The organism is uncultured Anaerobiospirillum sp., from assembly GCF_902485895.1.
Lineage (GTDB): Bacteria > Pseudomonadota > Gammaproteobacteria > Enterobacterales > Succinivibrionaceae > Anaerobiospirillum > Anaerobiospirillum succiniciproducens.
In genome coordinates this window covers 1-17554 of record NZ_CABTML010000069.1, presented here as the reverse complement: position 1 = coordinate 17554, position 17554 = coordinate 1, and the positions used below count along the sequence as shown (strand labels likewise).

7 protein-coding genes are annotated in these 17554 nt (G+C 43.4%); 2 read left to right on the top strand and 5 right to left on the bottom strand.

Annotation, left to right across the window (positions count from 1 at the left end; all coding sequences use genetic code 11):
- Positions 1 to 106: 106 nt before the first annotated feature.
- From RDO37_RS05785 to RDO37_RS05770, 4 genes are all read right to left on the bottom strand, one after another.
- Positions 107 to 6211 (bottom strand): hypothetical protein, encoded by a 6105-nt coding sequence (locus tag RDO37_RS05785; protein ID WP_308498415.1) that lies wholly within the window; start codon positions 6209 to 6211, stop codon positions 107 to 109.
- A 346-nt stretch (positions 6212 to 6557) separates the two neighbouring features.
- Positions 6558 to 7472 carry a UTP--glucose-1-phosphate uridylyltransferase GalU gene (gene galU / locus RDO37_RS05780; RefSeq protein WP_308498414.1) on the bottom strand — a complete coding sequence of 305 codons (915 nt, stop codon included), beginning with the start codon at positions 7470 to 7472 and terminating at the stop codon, positions 6558 to 6560.
- 522 nt (positions 7473 to 7994) lie between these two features.
- Entirely contained in the window at positions 7995 to 8663 is a 669-nt protein-coding gene (locus RDO37_RS05775; protein WP_281709759.1) for an inner membrane-spanning protein YciB, read from the bottom strand.
- Positions 8664 to 9063: 400 nt separating this feature from the next.
- A complete protein-coding gene (locus tag RDO37_RS05770; RefSeq protein WP_281709758.1) occupies positions 9064 to 10377 on the bottom strand; it encodes a Y-family DNA polymerase in 1314 nt (437 codons plus the stop codon).
- Between the two features lie 812 nt (positions 10378 to 11189).
- Between RDO37_RS05770 and RDO37_RS05765 the strand changes: the two genes are divergently transcribed.
- Complete coding sequence (locus RDO37_RS05765; protein WP_308498413.1) at positions 11190 to 14489, top strand: sensor domain-containing diguanylate cyclase; 3300 nt, start codon at positions 11190 to 11192, stop codon at positions 14487 to 14489.
- Between the two features lie 535 nt (positions 14490 to 15024).
- The gene (locus tag RDO37_RS05760; RefSeq protein WP_308498412.1) at positions 15025 to 16461 is read left to right on the top strand and encodes a diguanylate cyclase domain-containing protein; all 1437 of its coding nucleotides are present in this window, start codon (positions 15025 to 15027) and stop codon (positions 16459 to 16461) included.
- Between the two features lie 147 nt (positions 16462 to 16608).
- Here RDO37_RS05760 and RDO37_RS05755 read toward each other — a convergent pair whose 3' ends face one another.
- The gene (locus RDO37_RS05755) at positions 16609 to 17463 is read right to left on the bottom strand and encodes a flagellin (RefSeq protein WP_308498411.1); all 855 of its coding nucleotides are present in this window, start codon (positions 17461 to 17463) and stop codon (positions 16609 to 16611) included.
- Between the last annotated feature and the right edge of the window lie 91 nt (positions 17464 to 17554).

The window sequence follows — 17554 nt, the reverse complement described above, 5'->3', positions numbered from 1 at the left end:
TCGATCTTGTGATCAATTATCAGCGCAATACCAAGCTTGTGATCGATAAGCTAGCAAGTATAAGTCAGAGCTTGAAACTCTAGCGACACAAGCTAGCAACGCGCAATTAGCTGTTAGCTACTGTCTTTAGGATATAAGTAATCTGACTAGGCATTAAGCTATTAAAAATCTCTTGTAAGTCAGATTGATCCGTAAGGTATTGCTTGAGCTTATTTTCTTGCTCAGTAAGCGAGTAGTAGCTAATGAGGTCTTTTTTGCTCAGATACTTAGAGGTCTGTTCAACTAAGACATCAAAGAAGAACCTAAAGTCTCTTTGTAGCAGAGCAAAGTCATTGTTGTCGTAGTCATAGAACATGATGTCTCTATGACCTCTTTCAGCAGGATTTTTAGCTTTCTTATTCTTTGAAGCTTTTTTAGGCTCCTCATCAAGCTTAGCTGAAAGTTTAGCTAAATCAGCATCAGCATCAGCAGCTGCATCATTACTCTCTTCATATGACTCATCATCATTTGATTTGAAGAAAGTGATGTCCAAGCCAAGATCAGGAGTTTCGTTAAGCTGCACGGTTAACAGCTCATGCAAGTACTCAAGCTCGTTATTGATCAAATGCGAGCATGCTGTAGCGCAAAGCTTAATAGAGTCTTCTTCAGTTGCAAAACGTCTTCTGTACTTATAGAACTTAAAGAAGGCATCAAAGCCTAAGACTGTTAAGATAATGGCCTTCTTATAGCGCTGCTTACTAAACTTGATTAAGTATTGCTCAGCTAAAGTAGCAAAGTCTTCCTCATCCTCAAGCTCATCTTCAGCATCTACATCATCAAGTTCATCCTCAGAATCATCAAACGTCTCATCGCTAGCGCTGAGATCTAAGCTCTCATCAGCTTCCTCATCCGCATCATTAAAGAGCTCATGATCCTCATCAGCAAAGCTTTGAGAGTCATCTAAGTCCTCTATGAAAGGAGCCTCAGCTTCAAACTTTGCATCGTCCTCAGCTTCATCTAATCTAGTCTCAACACTAGAGACGTCATCAGCAGTATCGTCAGCCTCAACATCAGCTTCAGCTACAGTGAACTCATCCTCAATGGAGGCATTGTCATCTGCACAATTAACTTCAACAGCAATATCCAACTCAGCTTCGACAGCGTCATCGTCATTAGCTAGATCTTCAACTGCAGCATCAAGTTCAGTCTCATCAGAGGCATCTACTTCAGCTTCAACTGCCGCATCAAGTTCAGTCTCTTCAGAGTCATCTACTTCAGCTTCAACTGCCGCATCAAGTTCAGTCTCTTCAGAGTCATCTGCTTCAGTTTCAACTGTAGAATCAAGTTCAGTCTCTTCAGAGTCATCTACTTCAGCTTCAACTGTAGAATCGAGTTCAGTCTCTTTAGAGTCATCTACTTCAGCTTCAACTGCCGCATCAAGTTCAGTCTCTTCAGAGTCATCTACTTCAGCTTCAACTGTAGAATCGAGTTCAGTCTCTTCAGAGTCATCTTCTTCAGTCTCAACTGCCGCATCAAGTTCAGTCTCATCAGAGGCATCTGCTTCTGCTTCAACTGCAGTATCGAGTTCAGTCTCATAAGAGACATCATTCGAGGTATCAACTTCAGTTGCATCTACATCAGCAGCGTCATTAGCAGTATCAGCATCAGTAGCGATCTCGTCGGTGGCTGTGTCTTGTTCTACTTCGACTGTGTAATCAGTATCAGCTGCTACTTTAGTTTCGATAGCTGTCTGTGCATCTAATGAATCTGACTTAGCGGCATCACTTTCTTTGATAGATGATGGCTCAGTGGTGCTTTGTTCTGTGGCGTCAACAAGCTCGCTGTTATCTTCCTCATCGTCGTCAGGTAGATACTTAAACGGATTGTGATCTTTAAAACGCTCTGTTAGTGGCTTAACTGACTTATTGATCTCAGTGGAGACTGGCTCAAGAGTGAGGCTGCTAACAGGAGTTAGGTTCAGTGTGGAGCCTTCATCAGAGCTAAGTAAGCTTGATGGTTCTTTGTCCTTAGCTTTTGTCTCTTGCTCTTGGCTATTGTGCTGCTCGTGGGTGCCTAAGGTCAGCGTTGGTCCTAAAGATAGAGTAGAGCTAAAGCTATTTGAACTTGAATCAAATGAACCTGAGAGTGGATCTTCATAGTTAAAGTATGAGTCAATGTTCTTAGTGGTATAGCTAAACTCACTCTGTGATTTTGTGGCAGCAGCTTTGGCGCTCTGGGCTGTGTTTGTGCCTGAAGCTGTGTCTTGAGCTTGAGGTTTTGCGCTGGTGGTTTTGCTTGAGCTACTGTTGTCTTGCTCGTTACTTGAGCTAGTGACGAGCTCTGGCGGCTTTTTGTAGGCAATGTGCAGCTCTTCTTTATGAGATTGCTTGTTAGCAAAGTCGCTTTGAGCTGATGAACCTTGATTGCGGCTGCTTGCACCATAGTAATAGCAAAGAGAGTCAAGGTACTCGTGGATATTATCTTCTTTGAGTAACTTGACGGTATCACGATCGTCACAAGCGAGCATAATGTTGGCAATATCTAAGCCGCGTAAACGATCTTTGTAAATATCAAAGACATCAGTGAGGATACGTCTTTGCGCCAGGCGCAATGATTTTTGACGTTCGTTAAGCTCACCAGCCATACAGGCAAGAGGGGTTGCCCAGCTGATATTGCACAACAGCATGGCGGTCTTAAAGGCTAAGTCAGAGTGGATCAAAGACTCTGAGAAAACACCGTGTCTGTAGATAAAGTCGCAGCCAATCACATAGAGTAGACGGTCTACGGATTTAATATACGACAAGCTCAGCTTGCAATGCATCGGAGGTTTGTAGATATACTCAAACTCATCTGCATAGTAGGCAAATGAAGACGCACGGGCCTTAGCGTTATATGGATAGAGCGGTAGATCGCCACGATAGCAACCATACTGAGTGTCGCCATCATTTTGTTCTGCGTCGCTTTTTGGTCGATTGAAATAGCCTACAGAGCTATCTAAAAGCTCTCTTAAATCTGAGAAGCTATGTGGCATTAATAGCGCTAAGGTGCCTTCTTTGATAATGCGGTAACGCATCAAGCGTTTATCAAGCACCACAAATTTAGCTATGAGCGCTAATACGTTACGATAGGTCGCGTGGTTTTTCTCGTACAGCTTGAGCGACTGCTTAATTATCTCTCCTAGATTGCCTTTGGCAAGAATCTTTTCTCGTTTGAGAGCAAGCATCATAAACTCATCAAGCCTTTCAATAGCTGGATGAAGTAGCGGATGCATATCAAAGTCAGAATTTGTTTTGCTTGAGGCGTACTTGTCTAAGGACTTATATAGAGAGTCCGTAAACTTACGACTTTCTAATTCTTCGGCAAAGCAGCTTAAAACACTTACATGGTTAACATCGTAGTGTATATAAGTGTTTTGTTTTAAAGCTAGATAATTTCTAATTACAACGAGGCGGTGACGATCTTTAAGTCCGCTTAAAAAGCGCATATCGCCAGTGAAAGACAAGAGTCGTGTAATGAGATCAATCGAGCAGGTGAGAGCTTGGCACTTTAGTTTCTCAAGTCTGTCAAATTCAGTTGAGTTGATGTCCAAAAATGCACCGTCTTCAATATCACACTCATAGCCTTGTCTTTGCAGCGCATACAGGGCTTGATGACGATGCAGCTCTTTAGACATGTAGTAGCGTGCATAGTTACTCTTGTCGATAAGAGAACGACGTACTACCTCTGTTTGAATATAGCTTTTAAGCTCGTTCTTCTCAGTAAGCTCAGTAAGATCGTAGATAGGCTTATTACGGTATGAGAAAAACTTGGTGGCAGCAATGCCAAAAGTCATGGCATACAGATCATCGCTCTCATCAAGAGTCTTTAACTCTAAAAGTTCTGCCTCATTTAAACCCTCAAGCTGGTACTCACATGCAATGGCCACTTCTCTGTCGGCACAAAAGTAGTCTTTATACGCCTGTCCTTGAGCATTGAGTTCATAGGCATATTGTTTAATGACCTCATCATCATGAGCATGGCTACGTTTAACCAATGCTTCCATGCATCTAAGCTTGGTAGTTGCATGGAATGGATTTACAGGAGTATGAGGATCCTTATATGCGTCCTTAAGTAAGAAGTTAACCAGGAAAGGATGGGCTCTCATCAAGTTAAAGCCGCTTTGCAATAGGACTTGCAAGAGACACAATGAGGCGTACTCTTTTTTAAAGAACAGACTGCCTTCAAAGGCACCTCTATAAATACCTGTATCTAAAGTAGAGTGCACATGAGATACAGAAAAGACAGAGAGCATAAAGATTAGATGACCGCAGCTGCAGCCAGTAAAAAGAAGATTACATAAAAGCTCTAGTCCTGCGCGGCGTTTTTGCGCATCAAAACATAAGGAGCTTGCATACTCAGTCTGCATCTTTTCAAGCACGAGTACAGTACTCTTGCCAAGTACTAAGCAGCATTGCTCATCATCAAGTAAGCTTGGTGCGCACAAAGGAGTAATGTAGCTCTTACCATGATTAGCAGAGGAGGAGCTAATGGCGATCTTTGCTTGTAGTGAGCAATCGATAGTCTCATCTTCGCTATGTGTAGCGGTGTTCTTGTGCATGTGCTTGAAGATGTACTCATACATCATCTGAGTAGCTACTTGAGTGTAGACAGAGATGTATGCATCTAAAGCAAAGTTTTGTGATTTTATTGCGCCGGATTTTAGAGCAACATAGTCAGTATCTCTATGAAGCTTTAAGAGGCGCTTAACTGCTAATGCTGACGCATGCTCTTGTGGGCTGAAAATATTTCCAATATCCGAGTGTAGGCGGAAGTAAAAGTCACACATACGCTGTGACTCAGTTTGCTCGACAATAGCCTTGCGATAAAACAGCTCTGTGTAGTGATACAGTGGTGTTCTAATATAGCTATCAAGTACTAAATGATCGGTATATCTATCATTGCAATCAATACCAAAATCCGTCACATGCAAGTGTTGCTCTGTGAGGCTGTTGCCTGCATAAATACGCAGCTTTTCAGGGATGGCAGTTAAGAAGTAGCCGAGCTCGCTAAAGTACTTAAAAGTGCTATCAATGCTGCTAGGATTATGATTGCCAAGAGAAAGCTTTAGTAGTTTGCTTGTATAGCCGCTGTTTTTATCTTGTTCACGCTGAGATTGATTACGACGTGCCTCATTAGCAAAATGCATCTTTTCATCAGCCATGAGCGAGCGCACTATGTCGATATAGCGGCTGTAAATCTCATCAGATGCAAAATCATGATGCTCAACGTGCAAAAGCTCATCAAAGATGGATTGATGGTCATGCACATGCTCATCAAAATAAGAAAGATGGGTAGTGTCATGCTCATCTAAAGTAGCGATCTCAGGAACTAAAGATGAACCACGACGAGCATGTCGATAGCCAATGCGTTGCTCTTGACCAAAGATTGAGTAGTCAAAATATATTGCTAGATGCCCACTTTTAGATAGATCCAATACATCAATGCTACTAATAGCAAGATCATCGACAGTACGACAGTGCTCATTAGATGCGTCGCTACGGCCTTCATCAATGGCAATGGCATTTTCTTTTGCAGTGGTGTTGCCATGAGACGATGTATTGCAGTTGGAGTGGGCATGGCCATCATCATGCTCATTATCAAGCTTGCTAAGTGCTAGGTTGTGCAGGACATTATTGAGCGGGCGCTGTGTCTTTTTGTCGATGAGCTGAATCTTTAATGGCACATCGATATTGCGATCATTAATGAGCTTACGTGCCTCGGGTGAAATGGTGATGCCATCAAGCTCATCAAAAGGTAGCAGCAAGGTGTGCAAAAGTGGAGCAATGCACTTGTCTTTAAGGGTAATAGCGCCATCTAAAACAGTTTTTTCATAAGCGCTCTCGTGGAACTCTTGTGGCAGAGCATTAATGCAAATAGCAACATAGCCCTTAAGCTTAGATGCTGAAGAGATTTCATCGCCTTGGTTTGCGTAGCCTCGTGTACCGTGCAGATTTTGGTTGTAGCCGTTGTTAATGAACATGCCATAACTTGAGGCAGTATCATTGATGACTAAGCCCAAATGATCAAGGCAAGAGCTATTATCATCACTTGTTCTTTCACATCCAATCTTATGTGCAATCAAACGGGTGATGTTACTAAAGACTCGAGGCTTATCAGTAGTTTTTGATGAGGCTGATACTTTAGACGCATCTAAATTTTGCGCAAAGTTTGTCTTATTCGTGGATGCTGTCATAAAAAACTACAATCCAAATTATGCAAACCCAAGCTAATTGGTGATTTACCATAACAACAAGGACGCAAGAGCACCTCTTGTTCTAACACACTGTATGGGCGTAAAAATATACATCAATAGCACAGGACATATGTGCACTTTGTACTACTAAACAAGATGCATAAGCAAACAACTACAATGATTCAAAAGCCTGCTGTGCTTTGTTTTGATGTGAACTAAGAAACTTTTAAGCGTGTGTGGGCGTAATTTTTTCAAGTTCCAGGTATTCATAGTGAGCCTATTATTCAAGGCTCACTTAATTTTGAGCCGCTTGAGACACTGTGTTTAAGTGCCAGAGCATTGTCTCTTAGAGATCAGCTGCAATTTTCTTAATGTAGCTCTTAATAGCTGGACCAATATCTGGATGGCGCAAAGCTACTTCAATGAAAGTTTCAACATAGCCAGTCTTATTACCGCAATCATGGCTTCTGCCAACTGCAGCATAGGCATTGACTGTCTCGATATTCATTAACAGATCGATAGTGTCGGTAAGCTGGAATTCACCACCAGCGCCCAATGGAGTACGTCTAAATAAAGGCCAGATCTCAGCTGGTAGCACATAACGGCCAACAGAGGCATAGTCAGATGGAGCCTCATCAATGGCAGGCTTTTCAATCATGCTCTTAATCGGCACGTCTTGACCTGGCTTGAGCTCAGCACCGCCGATATCAATAATACCGTAGGAAGATACTTCCTCGTGGGGCACTTTCTCCACCATGATTTGTGCAATACCGCTCTCTTCAAAGCGCTTAACCATAGCTGCTAAGTTTTCAGAGCTTAAGTCACTTAAGTGGCTATCTAAGATCACATCAGGCAGCAGCACCGCAAATGGGTTTTTGCCCACAATTGGATGAGCGCACATGATGGCATGGGCTAAGCCTTTTGCCTCACCTTGGCGCACGTGCATGATGGTGACATCTTTTGGAATGATGTTCTGCACTTCAGATAAGAGCTGACGCTTAACACGCTTTTCTAAGGTAGCCTCGAGCTCAAATGAGGTATCGAAGTGGTTTTCAATAGCATTCTTAGAGGAGTGTGTTACCAGAACAATGTTCTTGATACCGGCAGCTACAGCCTCATTGACCACAAATTGAATCAATGGGCGATCTACTAATGGCAGCATTTCCTTTGGAATAGCCTTAGTAGCAGGAAGCAGGCGAGTACCTAATCCAGCGACGGGGATGATGGCATACTTGATGTTGCCGTAGTTCATGTCTGGCATAGGAGCATCCTTGTAAAATTATGATTGATTCATTATGCCATACTAAAACGACTAAGAGACATTCTGTGTAAGATAAAGCGACAAAGCCTATTTATAACTACCTAAAATCTCATCATCTCGCACTCAGAAACCCAGCGGATAAACAAGCTCAGACCAACCAATTGCAAGAGCCAAACGCATAACTAAGTTAAGCTCACATCATTAAGAGCAATAGCCAAGCGCATTAAACAAGATCATGCTATGGCCTATAAAGACAGGGTTTGTTTAGTCACAACGCACTTGATGATGAGTTATAGAAAGCATCCACAGAGATATGTCATCTATGATGATTGATGTGAAAAAGTGGTTCGCAGATCAATATGCAATGTAAGTGCGAGGCTAGATAGCGAATGTAAGAGCAAGAGCTTTGAGCAAGGAAGAGGTAGGATTAGGAGCAATTAACAGAGCTTGTGGCTTGTAAGATAAGCGCGAGCAGCATAGCTGCTCGGCTTAAGGAAGAATGGATGAGTGGGGGCGAATACTTTAGCTGTTACGCTCAGACTCAAACTCAGAATCGGTAGCGTCGTTCTTTGGTTCAGTGCGGCCAGAAGACATCTTGGCCTTAGCGGTCTCCTTGAATGCATCGAGCATTTCAGGATAACGACGCATCATGACAAAGAACAGAATGCCTGTGAAGGTACAGTTGATTAAGATGCTACCAAAGGTCTTGTAGCTAACCCAATATGACTCTGCAACCTTTTCCTCAATACCAAAGAGAGTTGGTAAGAAGAAAGCGATAGTGAGGTTTAATGCACCCATGAACATAAAATAGAACATGAATGCTGTGGCCAGTTTAGAGAAGATATGCTCAGGAATTGGCATCTCTTGGCCAAAAAGGTATGACAGTGGATTTTTGTGCAGCACATATTGGAAGACAAATAGAGTGCAGGCTAATACCCAGTTAACTACGGTTACTTTAAGCTTAATGTAGGCTGGATCTTGCAAGAAGATAGTTGGAAGTCCAAAAATCAGTACGGCAGCTAGCATGAATATACCGATGCGGGACTTTCTCTTCCACAGAATATACTGCAGCACAAATGACATAGTACAGCCAGCGATGATTACACCAGTGGCCAAAATGAGATCGCCAGTTACGCGGTAAGTTATGAAGAAGGCCAGAGCAGGAATGAAATCCAGGATCTTAGCTAGCATATTAGTTCCAAGTTATATTCTTAATAAAGCTTGTGATGGGCCAAAGTATAAAAAGATCATGAGTCGATCTTATCGGCCATCTAGCATGATGAGTCTTGCATAGTGTGCAAGTGCAAAATAATGCCCGCAAGTATGCACTTTTTGAGCAGTCAGTTTTTTATTATGCCGCAAAAAAGCGGCCTGTAACACATAATGTTCTCAGTCTTTTTAGCTAGCGCACATTACTTGGTCAGTAAGTTATGACTAACAGTTACAAGCAAAGCAGCTATGCGCTTATCACTAAAGTTGCAAGTCTACGCCTCAAAAAATAGCCTTAGCTTAGCGCCATCCATCTTTGTGCAATTAATTAAAGCCAATAGGCGTTAGTAGTGTTGTTATGAGCAGTTGATGATTGTCTGTGCTACTCAATTACCGGAACATCGTCCCAATCGGTGGTATAGCAAGGGGAGAGGGAGTTTTTATTCGAGAAAGTTTTGTCTTTCTCAATGCCTTGTGAGGCAAAGAAAATGTTACGCGAGTGGCCGCCATGATTGATGCGGTCAATGGCTTCCATCAGATTATCTGATCTCTGTCTTTCGTCCATATCAGGAGTTTCAGAGAGTAGATCGGTTTGGAAATTGCGATTAGTGCGTAGATCAGATAAGAGCACGCCAGCCTTGTTGTACTTGTAGCCTGGTACAAAAATAAGCTTTAACAAGTACTGTGCAACTGAGTTGATGTCACGGGTATCAGAGGTGGGGATCTTTAGCTCAGCACTGCGGTCAGCTCCATACTTAGGATCATTGCCAAAGTATGAGGTGCGGATAAAGACAGTGATACGACGGGCGTATTTGTTTTGGGCACGAAGCTTATGACTTGCTGCAGCCACAAAATTGGTTAAGGCCTGCTCAAGCTCTTCAAGTGTAGTTAAGCGGTTAGTAAAGGATCGTGACCACATGATCTGCAGACTGTCATTGGTATTGGCCTCATCAGGTACGCAAGCAATGTTGTTGAGCTCGTTGACTGTACGCATCAGCACTATGTTATAGCGCTTTTTGATATCTGCCGGGTTTTGCATGGACAATTGCCATGCAGTCTTAATTCCTTCAGCTTGCAATTTGTCATTGAGCCGATGGCCAACACCCCAGATCTCATCAATGGTGTTGTTACGTAAAAGCTCCATACGATCAAAGTCTTGCAGCACCGAGTAAACACCATAGGTTTCGTTACGATTACTTTTGGCATGGTGGTTGGCAAGTTTGGCTAAAGTTTTGGTACGCGCAATACCAACACCCACTTGAATGCCGACCATGGAAGAAACAGCATTACGTACTTTTACCGCCTGCTCAATGGCTTCCTTTTCGGTGATATTGTGAAAGCATAAAAAAGCCTCATCCACTGAGTACACCTCAGTGTGATCGCACAAATGCTCTAAGACACTCATTACCCGTTTAGAGATGTCCAAATACAAGGAAAAGTTTGAGGAGAAGCAGACGATCTTGTGGCGCTCGATGAGTCGACGAATCTTAAACACGGCAATACCCATAGGAATGCCCAAGGCTTTTGACTCATAAGATCGCGCAATCACGCAGCCGTCATTGTTAGAGAGAACTAATAGCGGTCTGCCATCAAGATCTGGACGAAACAATCTCTCGCAACTGCAAAAGAAGTTATTGCAGTCTACTAGCAGGTATACCTGCTCAAAGCGATGAGTTGCTGGATCTAAATAATCCATGGTTCCGTCCCATAATGAATGCAAGTGCCTGATTGAAGCCTTAGCCAAGCAACTTACACATAGTAAGTCTCCGCCTAAAACACCTCTAATCTCGTGCAGTTCAAATCGTGCGTATTATAAGCCCCAATGCCATATTGGTGCGGCAAGTGTGCAATAAAAGCACAGTAGCAAAAAGGATAGCAAAAAAATTAAGTACTCGAGCAGACTAATGAAGCATTATGCGCTAGCAAAAGTTGAGTTAAAAGATCGTACAAAGCTCAAGCAAATTGGCAATACGTTTAGCGCGCTGTGGGTGTTAAATATTCAATATGTTTGATGCGTTGTGTACGTAAGATAAAAATGCCCTACAACTAGCATAAGGATGTCTAAAAGCGAAGGCTTAGAAGGTGATGCAAATGCGACATGATAGCTACATCTACCAAAAGTGTTAATTATGGCCTGAGCTTTTTTGACAAAATGTGTAATTTCAGTTTGAAAATATGAGGTTGCTACCGTTTTGTGTTTCTAACACTTGTTATAATTTAGGTTGTAAAGATATCGATGTGGTATCTAGCGTTTTTACAAAAGACGCGTAAAGCTTATTAGTAAGCATTGCCGCAATGAGCATAGTGTGAATGTGCTCATGATGTTTTGCTACTTGCGTAGAAGGCTTTTAGGTCACAGCAAGAATTTATGCATTCAGGCGTGTAATGATGTTTAAGATGCTCAAAAGTGGCATCTTTTGTTTGTTTGTTTGTGCTGCTCTCCTCGTTTCTATCCTCACAAACAAGGGATTAACGTACATAAGGATTGCTCAGATTTGGTGATTTGACATGACTGCTCATAACGACTTGAACACTCAAGAACAGTCGTGCCAGAGCGCGTTAGCATCTGGTAGTGGGCTTGTTGCATCTAAACAAACCACAGCCTCACATGCAGCAGGTGCGCAGCCACAAGAGACAAGCCAATCTTTAAGTTCTTTAGATAAATCATCTAAAGAAAATCATCAACACGTCAACGACGCTTCGTTATCGAATCAAGTAGATAGTGCAGCAACAAGTTCACAAAACCCTAGTGCTACTCACAACCATATGCCACCAGTCGGTGTCAGGGGGTCTGCTATGCCTCAATCTCAGCGTCCACCTGTAGGAATAAGACCTGCGGCTCAAGGTGCCTTGCAGTATGCTACTGCATGGAAGAGCAAGACAAGTGAGCCTGTTCAAGCTACAGATAGAGCCAAGACCTCTGAGCAAGAAGCTCATGATGCTGCTTTAGGTAGTGCAGCGCATGCAGCTCACATGGCTCAGCCGGTACAGGTTTTTAATGTGCGACGCAATGTTGCCGGCTTGTCACGTCTGCATCCTCACGAGCAGGCAAGTAGTGATGCCGATCGTATTGAACAACTTCAAAGCGATCTCAAAGCTTTTGACTCCTTTGCCTATCATACCGACGATGAGTATAACGAGATCATTGCCAAAGCAAGAAAATTAGCCATCTTAAGACACGAGCAAGTAGAACGCTCGGAGCAAGATGGTGAGGATCAGGCCAATGATGAACGTCGTAATGCTGATATCTTAAGCCGCGCTAAAGAGTTAGCAGCTGCAGCATTGAAGTCTGGCTTAAACTCCAAGCTCTTAGCTGCCATTGATACTAGCTCAAGTGCCTTTGGTGCTCATGGCTCTATGGGGATTTCTGATGCTAGTGTGAAAAGCTCAGTATCACAAGACAATGATCGTGAAGATAATGAGCCAATTGCTTATTTTGCCTCTTGTGACCAAAGTCAGTCCCCAACTTGCTCTGTAGTAGTAGGCAAGGAGCCGAGAAGCAAGCCAAATAGTGAAGTTGGCGTTCCAAAGTCTGCATATGACGATGCCTTTGGTGGTGACCATGATGGCCGTGCTAAAGAGTGCATTGATAATATTCAAGCCTTAAATCCAGGTCGTGACAACGGTTCTTGCCCAAATACACCGGACAATGCATCTGTGAGCGGCGACAAGTCTCAAGATGTACAGCGCTCTAAGTTTGAAGAAGATAAAAACGAAAGCGATGTTCATCACGAGGATCCTGCATACTGGGCACAAGGTGGTGTTGATGCGGCTAAGTCATCTTCTCTGCCTGCTGAGGTTTATGTCTTCGACGGCCCAATTCAGCCTGGTAAGAGCGGTATTACTGAAGGCGAATCTGAGGATGAAAAGCAGTCACGTTTAGAGCGTAATGCTCTTGAGAGCACCCAGTTTGATGCTGATCATGACGCTGTGCCTCAGATGACTCATGCAAGCCTAGATACGCTTGGTGGTCTTTCATACAATCGCGTTAATACCAAAAATCCATTCCATTCTCGCAATCTGTACATGCCTTGTTTCTTCTTATTTGACCATGTGGCAGATAAGTTCTTGGCTGACGCCGGTAGCTGTCGTTTAATGGGGCTTACCTATACTGGTGAATGGATTCCTGCTGATGTGGTGCGCAATCAGCTCACCTTGCTCGATAGTGAGAAGGTGTTTTCTACCCTCTTTAATGATATTGAGGGCAATAGCATTACTGCTCATGTGCGCATTAATCAAGGTCAGCATCAGGGCGAGCGTCTTTATATTACTGCATCTGTCGTACAACGAGATGAGACAGGTATTGCTACCATGCTCTCAGGATACTTCTGCCAAATTCAAAGCAATTTCATGGAGTATCTGTACCGCATTGTTAACCATTGTGCCTCTTATGACATCGATACTTATGCAGGCACTATAAGCTTTGGTTACGGCTATCAAGAGCTCTTGGGTCTTGGCGTGGATGAGCCTTTGCCATCTACAGTACAAGAGTACATAAAGCAGTACGTACACCCAGAAGATTTGGTGGTCTACAAAAAGCAAAACGAGGTTATCAATACTGTTAACAATGGCGATTACTACGAGAGCATCTACCGTGTTAAGCACTCAGGTGGTTTTTATCTGTGGGTAATTGACCGTGGCTTAGTAGTAGAGCGTAAGCGCTCTGGCAAGGCATCTCGTATTATTGGCACTACCACTAATATTGACGTGGTGCGTTCTAACTTTGAACGTTTAAAGCGTTCTATCTACCAAGATCCGCTTACCGGTTTACATAACCGTCTGTACCTGAATACACGTTATAAATACTTCACCATGGAAGAGAGTCAGCCTCTGACTCTATGCTATGTCGACATCTCTGGTCTTAAGGTAATTAATGACTACTTAGGTCACGCCAAAGGTGACGATTTAGTAAAGATTTCTGCAACTTTACTCAAAGATGACGTGCATTTAGATCATGAAGTCATTCGTCTATCTGGCGATGAGTTCTTGTTGATTTTCACTAACTGCTCTGACATTGAGTGCAAGCTGTGTATGAACAAGTTTGCATGCAATCTTGATGAGCGTAATCGTAACTTAGAGTTCCCACTGCCAATCTACTTTGGCTTTGGTGTGGCAACTTTAGGCGAGATTGATGATGGCGATACCTTCATGCGTTGCGAGGCTAGAGCTGATGCAAGATTGCAAGAGTATAAGACCATTCATCGTGAACGTATTTACGCTAATCTGCGTGTATACATCGAAAATGCTTTAGGTCATCCAATTGATCTTACTGACAACCGTCGTCTTGAATACTTAGATGATAGAGACGATTCATCAACTATTGAAACTCCAAACGGTGCAAGAATTGATGATCTGCATAAGGAGCTTCCCAGTTGTACGTCGCAAGGGACCGTATTAAAAGAAGATACAAAGAGACATTCTTTAGCAGATGACTTATTTGGCAAAAACGAAGAGTCCAACTCTACAGATGATCAAAAGGAAGAGTTTAGCTTAACCATTGGTATTTCTGATGCTCACGAAGTTGCAGTGCAGTCATCGCAAGACACCATACGTGAGCTCAACTCCGCCCTTAAGGCTAGTGCACGATCTGCTCAAGGTGCAATTTTCTCAAGACGATCCTTTGCAAATCCAAATCGTGCCGAAGATAACGGCACTCAAAAAGATAGTCTGACTACTATAGAGAAACAGGTTGAAGAAACCGACGATGTAGCTGAGTATCGCCGTGCTTTATCAGAGTTTAATGAGCAACAAGAACTTTCTGATAATGCCAGTAAGCTAGTAGAGGCTTACAAAGACAAAAATAAATAATTCAGTGCAGTAACTGCACCGAAAGCTGAACTTCACACATGCAAACAAGTGTGCATTTAGAGGAATGAAGAGTCACGAGGTCTAACCTTAAATCTCTACATCCTCAATGCCATTAATGCAACTTAACGAGAGCGAGCAGCTAACTCTTTCGTTAATTATCCTCGCTTAAGCAAGGACTACGTTGTTCTACTACAGCGTAGTGTGAATCTATATTTAGCAACACAAATAGACAGTATCCTACGGGGCAAACTGTCGAGCATTAACACTATAGCAACGATGTTTAGCATAGTTAGCTGCAACTAGCATCATACCTCAGTGCACACATAAAGCCATTTACGCTAGCCAAGCCTAGCGCCGCACTAGCCAAAAAGCTAGCGCAGCACTAGCCAAAATACACTAGCGCAGCACTAGCCAAAACTAGCGCCGCACTAGATAAAACTACTAGTGACTTAAGATGGCAAGCCTGAGGCAGAGCACAGATACTTTTGTAACGACAGTTATATGTTTCGTTACAAATAAGGTTGAGGGCACTATTATGAGCGATATGTCGAACTTACATAATGGCGGTGAGGCTATTGGCTTTTGGATCTATGATGGCCAAGAGCGACGTTTCATGTTAGATCGCAACTGTGCTGAGATCTTTAGCATTACTGAAGTGAATCAGTGGGTGCCTGAAAACCGCGTACTTTCTTGCTTAACTGTGGAGAACATTGAGCGCTACTTCCGTGTCATAGAAAGCACTGACACAGGCGGTATTGTCTTTGAAGATGTCATGATTACTCGAGGCGCTAATGCCCACAAAAAGTATGTAATCAACGGCTCTGTGCTCTCACGATTCCATGATGGCAAGGTGTGCCGTGCCACTGGCTATATCGCTTGTGCCCGTAGCTCATTTTCTGACTTTATTGCCCGAGAGATCGCTGGTGATGACTTCTTTAGCTGGGATGGTAAAACTGGCATTCTGCGTTTCTCATCATCATACTGCCGCTTACTAGGCTACAAAGAGAGCGAGTTCCCTCAAAACTGGGTAGAGTGGAATGATATCGTGCATCCAGATGATCGCGACATCATGGATATTGAGCACCATATCATCAACTCAGCATCTTATGGCGATAGCTTTGAGTTCTGTTTACGCCTTAAGCACAAATCAGGTAGTTACGTTTGGACTATTGGACGTGGTTTAGTAGTACATCGTGATGCTAATGGTAGAGCCACTTCTATGATTGGTACTTTCTCAGATGTTAACCTTGTGCAGGATAACTTTGAGAATATCAAACAGATGCTCTATACCGATACCTTAACTGGTCTTAAGAATCGCTCATTCTTCCAGCATAACTTATCTCGTTGGCAAGATGAATCACAGCATCCAATCTCTGTTATTTACGGTGACGTAACTGGTCTTAAGATCATCAACGACGTGCTTGGTCATGCCGATGGCGATATTTTACTTCTGACCGTAGCTGAGGCTTTAAACACTATCATTACCCGTCCAAGTGACATCATGCGTCTTGCAGGCGATGAGTTCTTAGCTATCCTGCCAAATTGCGAGGCTAGCGAGTGTGAAGAGCTATGCGAGAAGCTCAAGCAATTTATGGATGAACATAACAAGAACTTCGGCATGATGCCTACCTTCGTAGGCTACGGTTGCTCAACCATGGGTGAAGTAGAAAATGATACCCTTCACGCCTGTATTGAGCGTGCTGACGTACGTATGCAGGCTTACAAAGACGCCATGCGTAAGGAAAACTACTCCAAGCTCAAAGTTTACCTTGAGATGCGTAAAGGACGTCCTGTATCCATGCGTGATGGCCGCCGCTTAGAATACTACTCCAAAGAGCAGCGAGCCGAGATGCAAGAGCTCAAGAAGCGTCGTGAGGCCATGGACACCACCGACGAGGCCGCAACACAAGCTGTACTTGCTGCAGCTAACGCTGCCGACACCCCAATCCCAACCTCTGTCGACAACGCATAACCAAAAAAAACAAATTAACTGCACATAGCCGATACCCCATCGGCTATTGCCGCTAATGCCAAAACAAAGTTAGCAAAACGACATAAAAAAGGCCCTGGCGCTAAACAGCACCAGAGCCTTTTTTAATGATAAAACAACAAAACTGTTTTAGCCAAGCAGGCTTAAGCCCAGCTGTGGACGGGTATTGGCTTGCATCAGCATGGAAGCAGCTGCTTGCTGAATAATGGACTGCTGAGATAAGTTAGCAGACTCTTCAGCAAAGTCAGCATCACGAATACGTGAGCGAGCATCAGCCTCATTAGCAGCAACATTAGACTGGTTGCGGATAGAGCTCTCAAGACGGTTCTGGATCGCGCCCAAATCGGCACGCTGACCATCAACGTAACCAATCATCTGATCCATGAATCCAATAATATTATTGACGGATGCAGCAGTGCTAAAGTTTACAGTGATAGCACCGCCTGTTCCTTTCACGAAAGACTTATCACTTGCATTTGCAACAAATTCAGCTTCCGCAATACCAGCACCTTTTGCCGCAGCTGAGAACTGCAGGTTCACTAGATTGAAGGCAATAGTATCACCCTTGTTGGAACCAACTTGTAAAGTAATGCTTTGTGGATCACCTACGCCCTGACCAGGATTAGCACCACCACCACCAGCTGCTGGATCAATAGAATTAGCTTGCTTACCGTTTAAGATGGTTTTGCCTGCAAATGTAGTCTGCATTGCAATACGGCTGATCTCAGTTGCTAAAGAAGATGCTTCCTTAGCAAGAGCCTTACGGTCGTCTAAAGTGTTAGTACCGTTGTTAGCCTGAACAGCGAGCGTACGGATCTTCTGAAGCATGCCAGTGATTTCGTCCATGCCTGCCTCAGCTGTCTGAGCTAAAGCGATACCGTCTGATGCGTTGCGGTTGCCTTGGTTAAGGCCATTAATCTGGCTGGTCAGACGATCGGCGATCTGAAGGCCAGCAGCGTCGTCTTTGGCGCTATTGATCCTCATATGATCATGTACACTATTCTTTGCATATTAAATCCTAGATCTAATTCAATGCAAAGGAAATTATTGTGAGTTCAAATATTAAAATTTCTGT

What these genes read in the sequence shown, in the direction of transcription:
- RDO37_RS05785 (WP_308498415.1), bottom strand. Translation starts at nt 6,211, where the DNA reads ATGACAGCATCCACGAATAAGACAAACTTTGCGCAAAATTTAGATGCG.
- RDO37_RS05760 (WP_308498412.1), top strand. Translation starts at nt 15,025, where the DNA reads ATGAGCGATATGTCGAACTTACATAATGGCGGTGAGGCTATTGGCTTT.
- galU (WP_308498414.1), bottom strand. Translation starts at nt 7,472, where the DNA reads ATGCCAGACATGAACTACGGCAACATCAAGTATGCCATCATCCCCGTC.
- RDO37_RS05775 (WP_281709759.1), bottom strand. Translation starts at nt 8,663, where the DNA reads ATGCTAGCTAAGATCCTGGATTTCATTCCTGCTCTGGCCTTCTTCATA.
- RDO37_RS05770 (WP_281709758.1), bottom strand. Translation starts at nt 10,377, where the DNA reads ATGGATTATTTAGATCCAGCAACTCATCGCTTTGAGCAGGTATACCTG.
- RDO37_RS05765 (WP_308498413.1), top strand. Translation starts at nt 11,190, where the DNA reads ATGACTGCTCATAACGACTTGAACACTCAAGAACAGTCGTGCCAGAGC.
- RDO37_RS05755 (WP_308498411.1), bottom strand. Translation starts at nt 17,463, where the DNA reads ATGAGGATCAATAGCGCCAAAGACGACGCTGCTGGCCTTCAGATCGCC.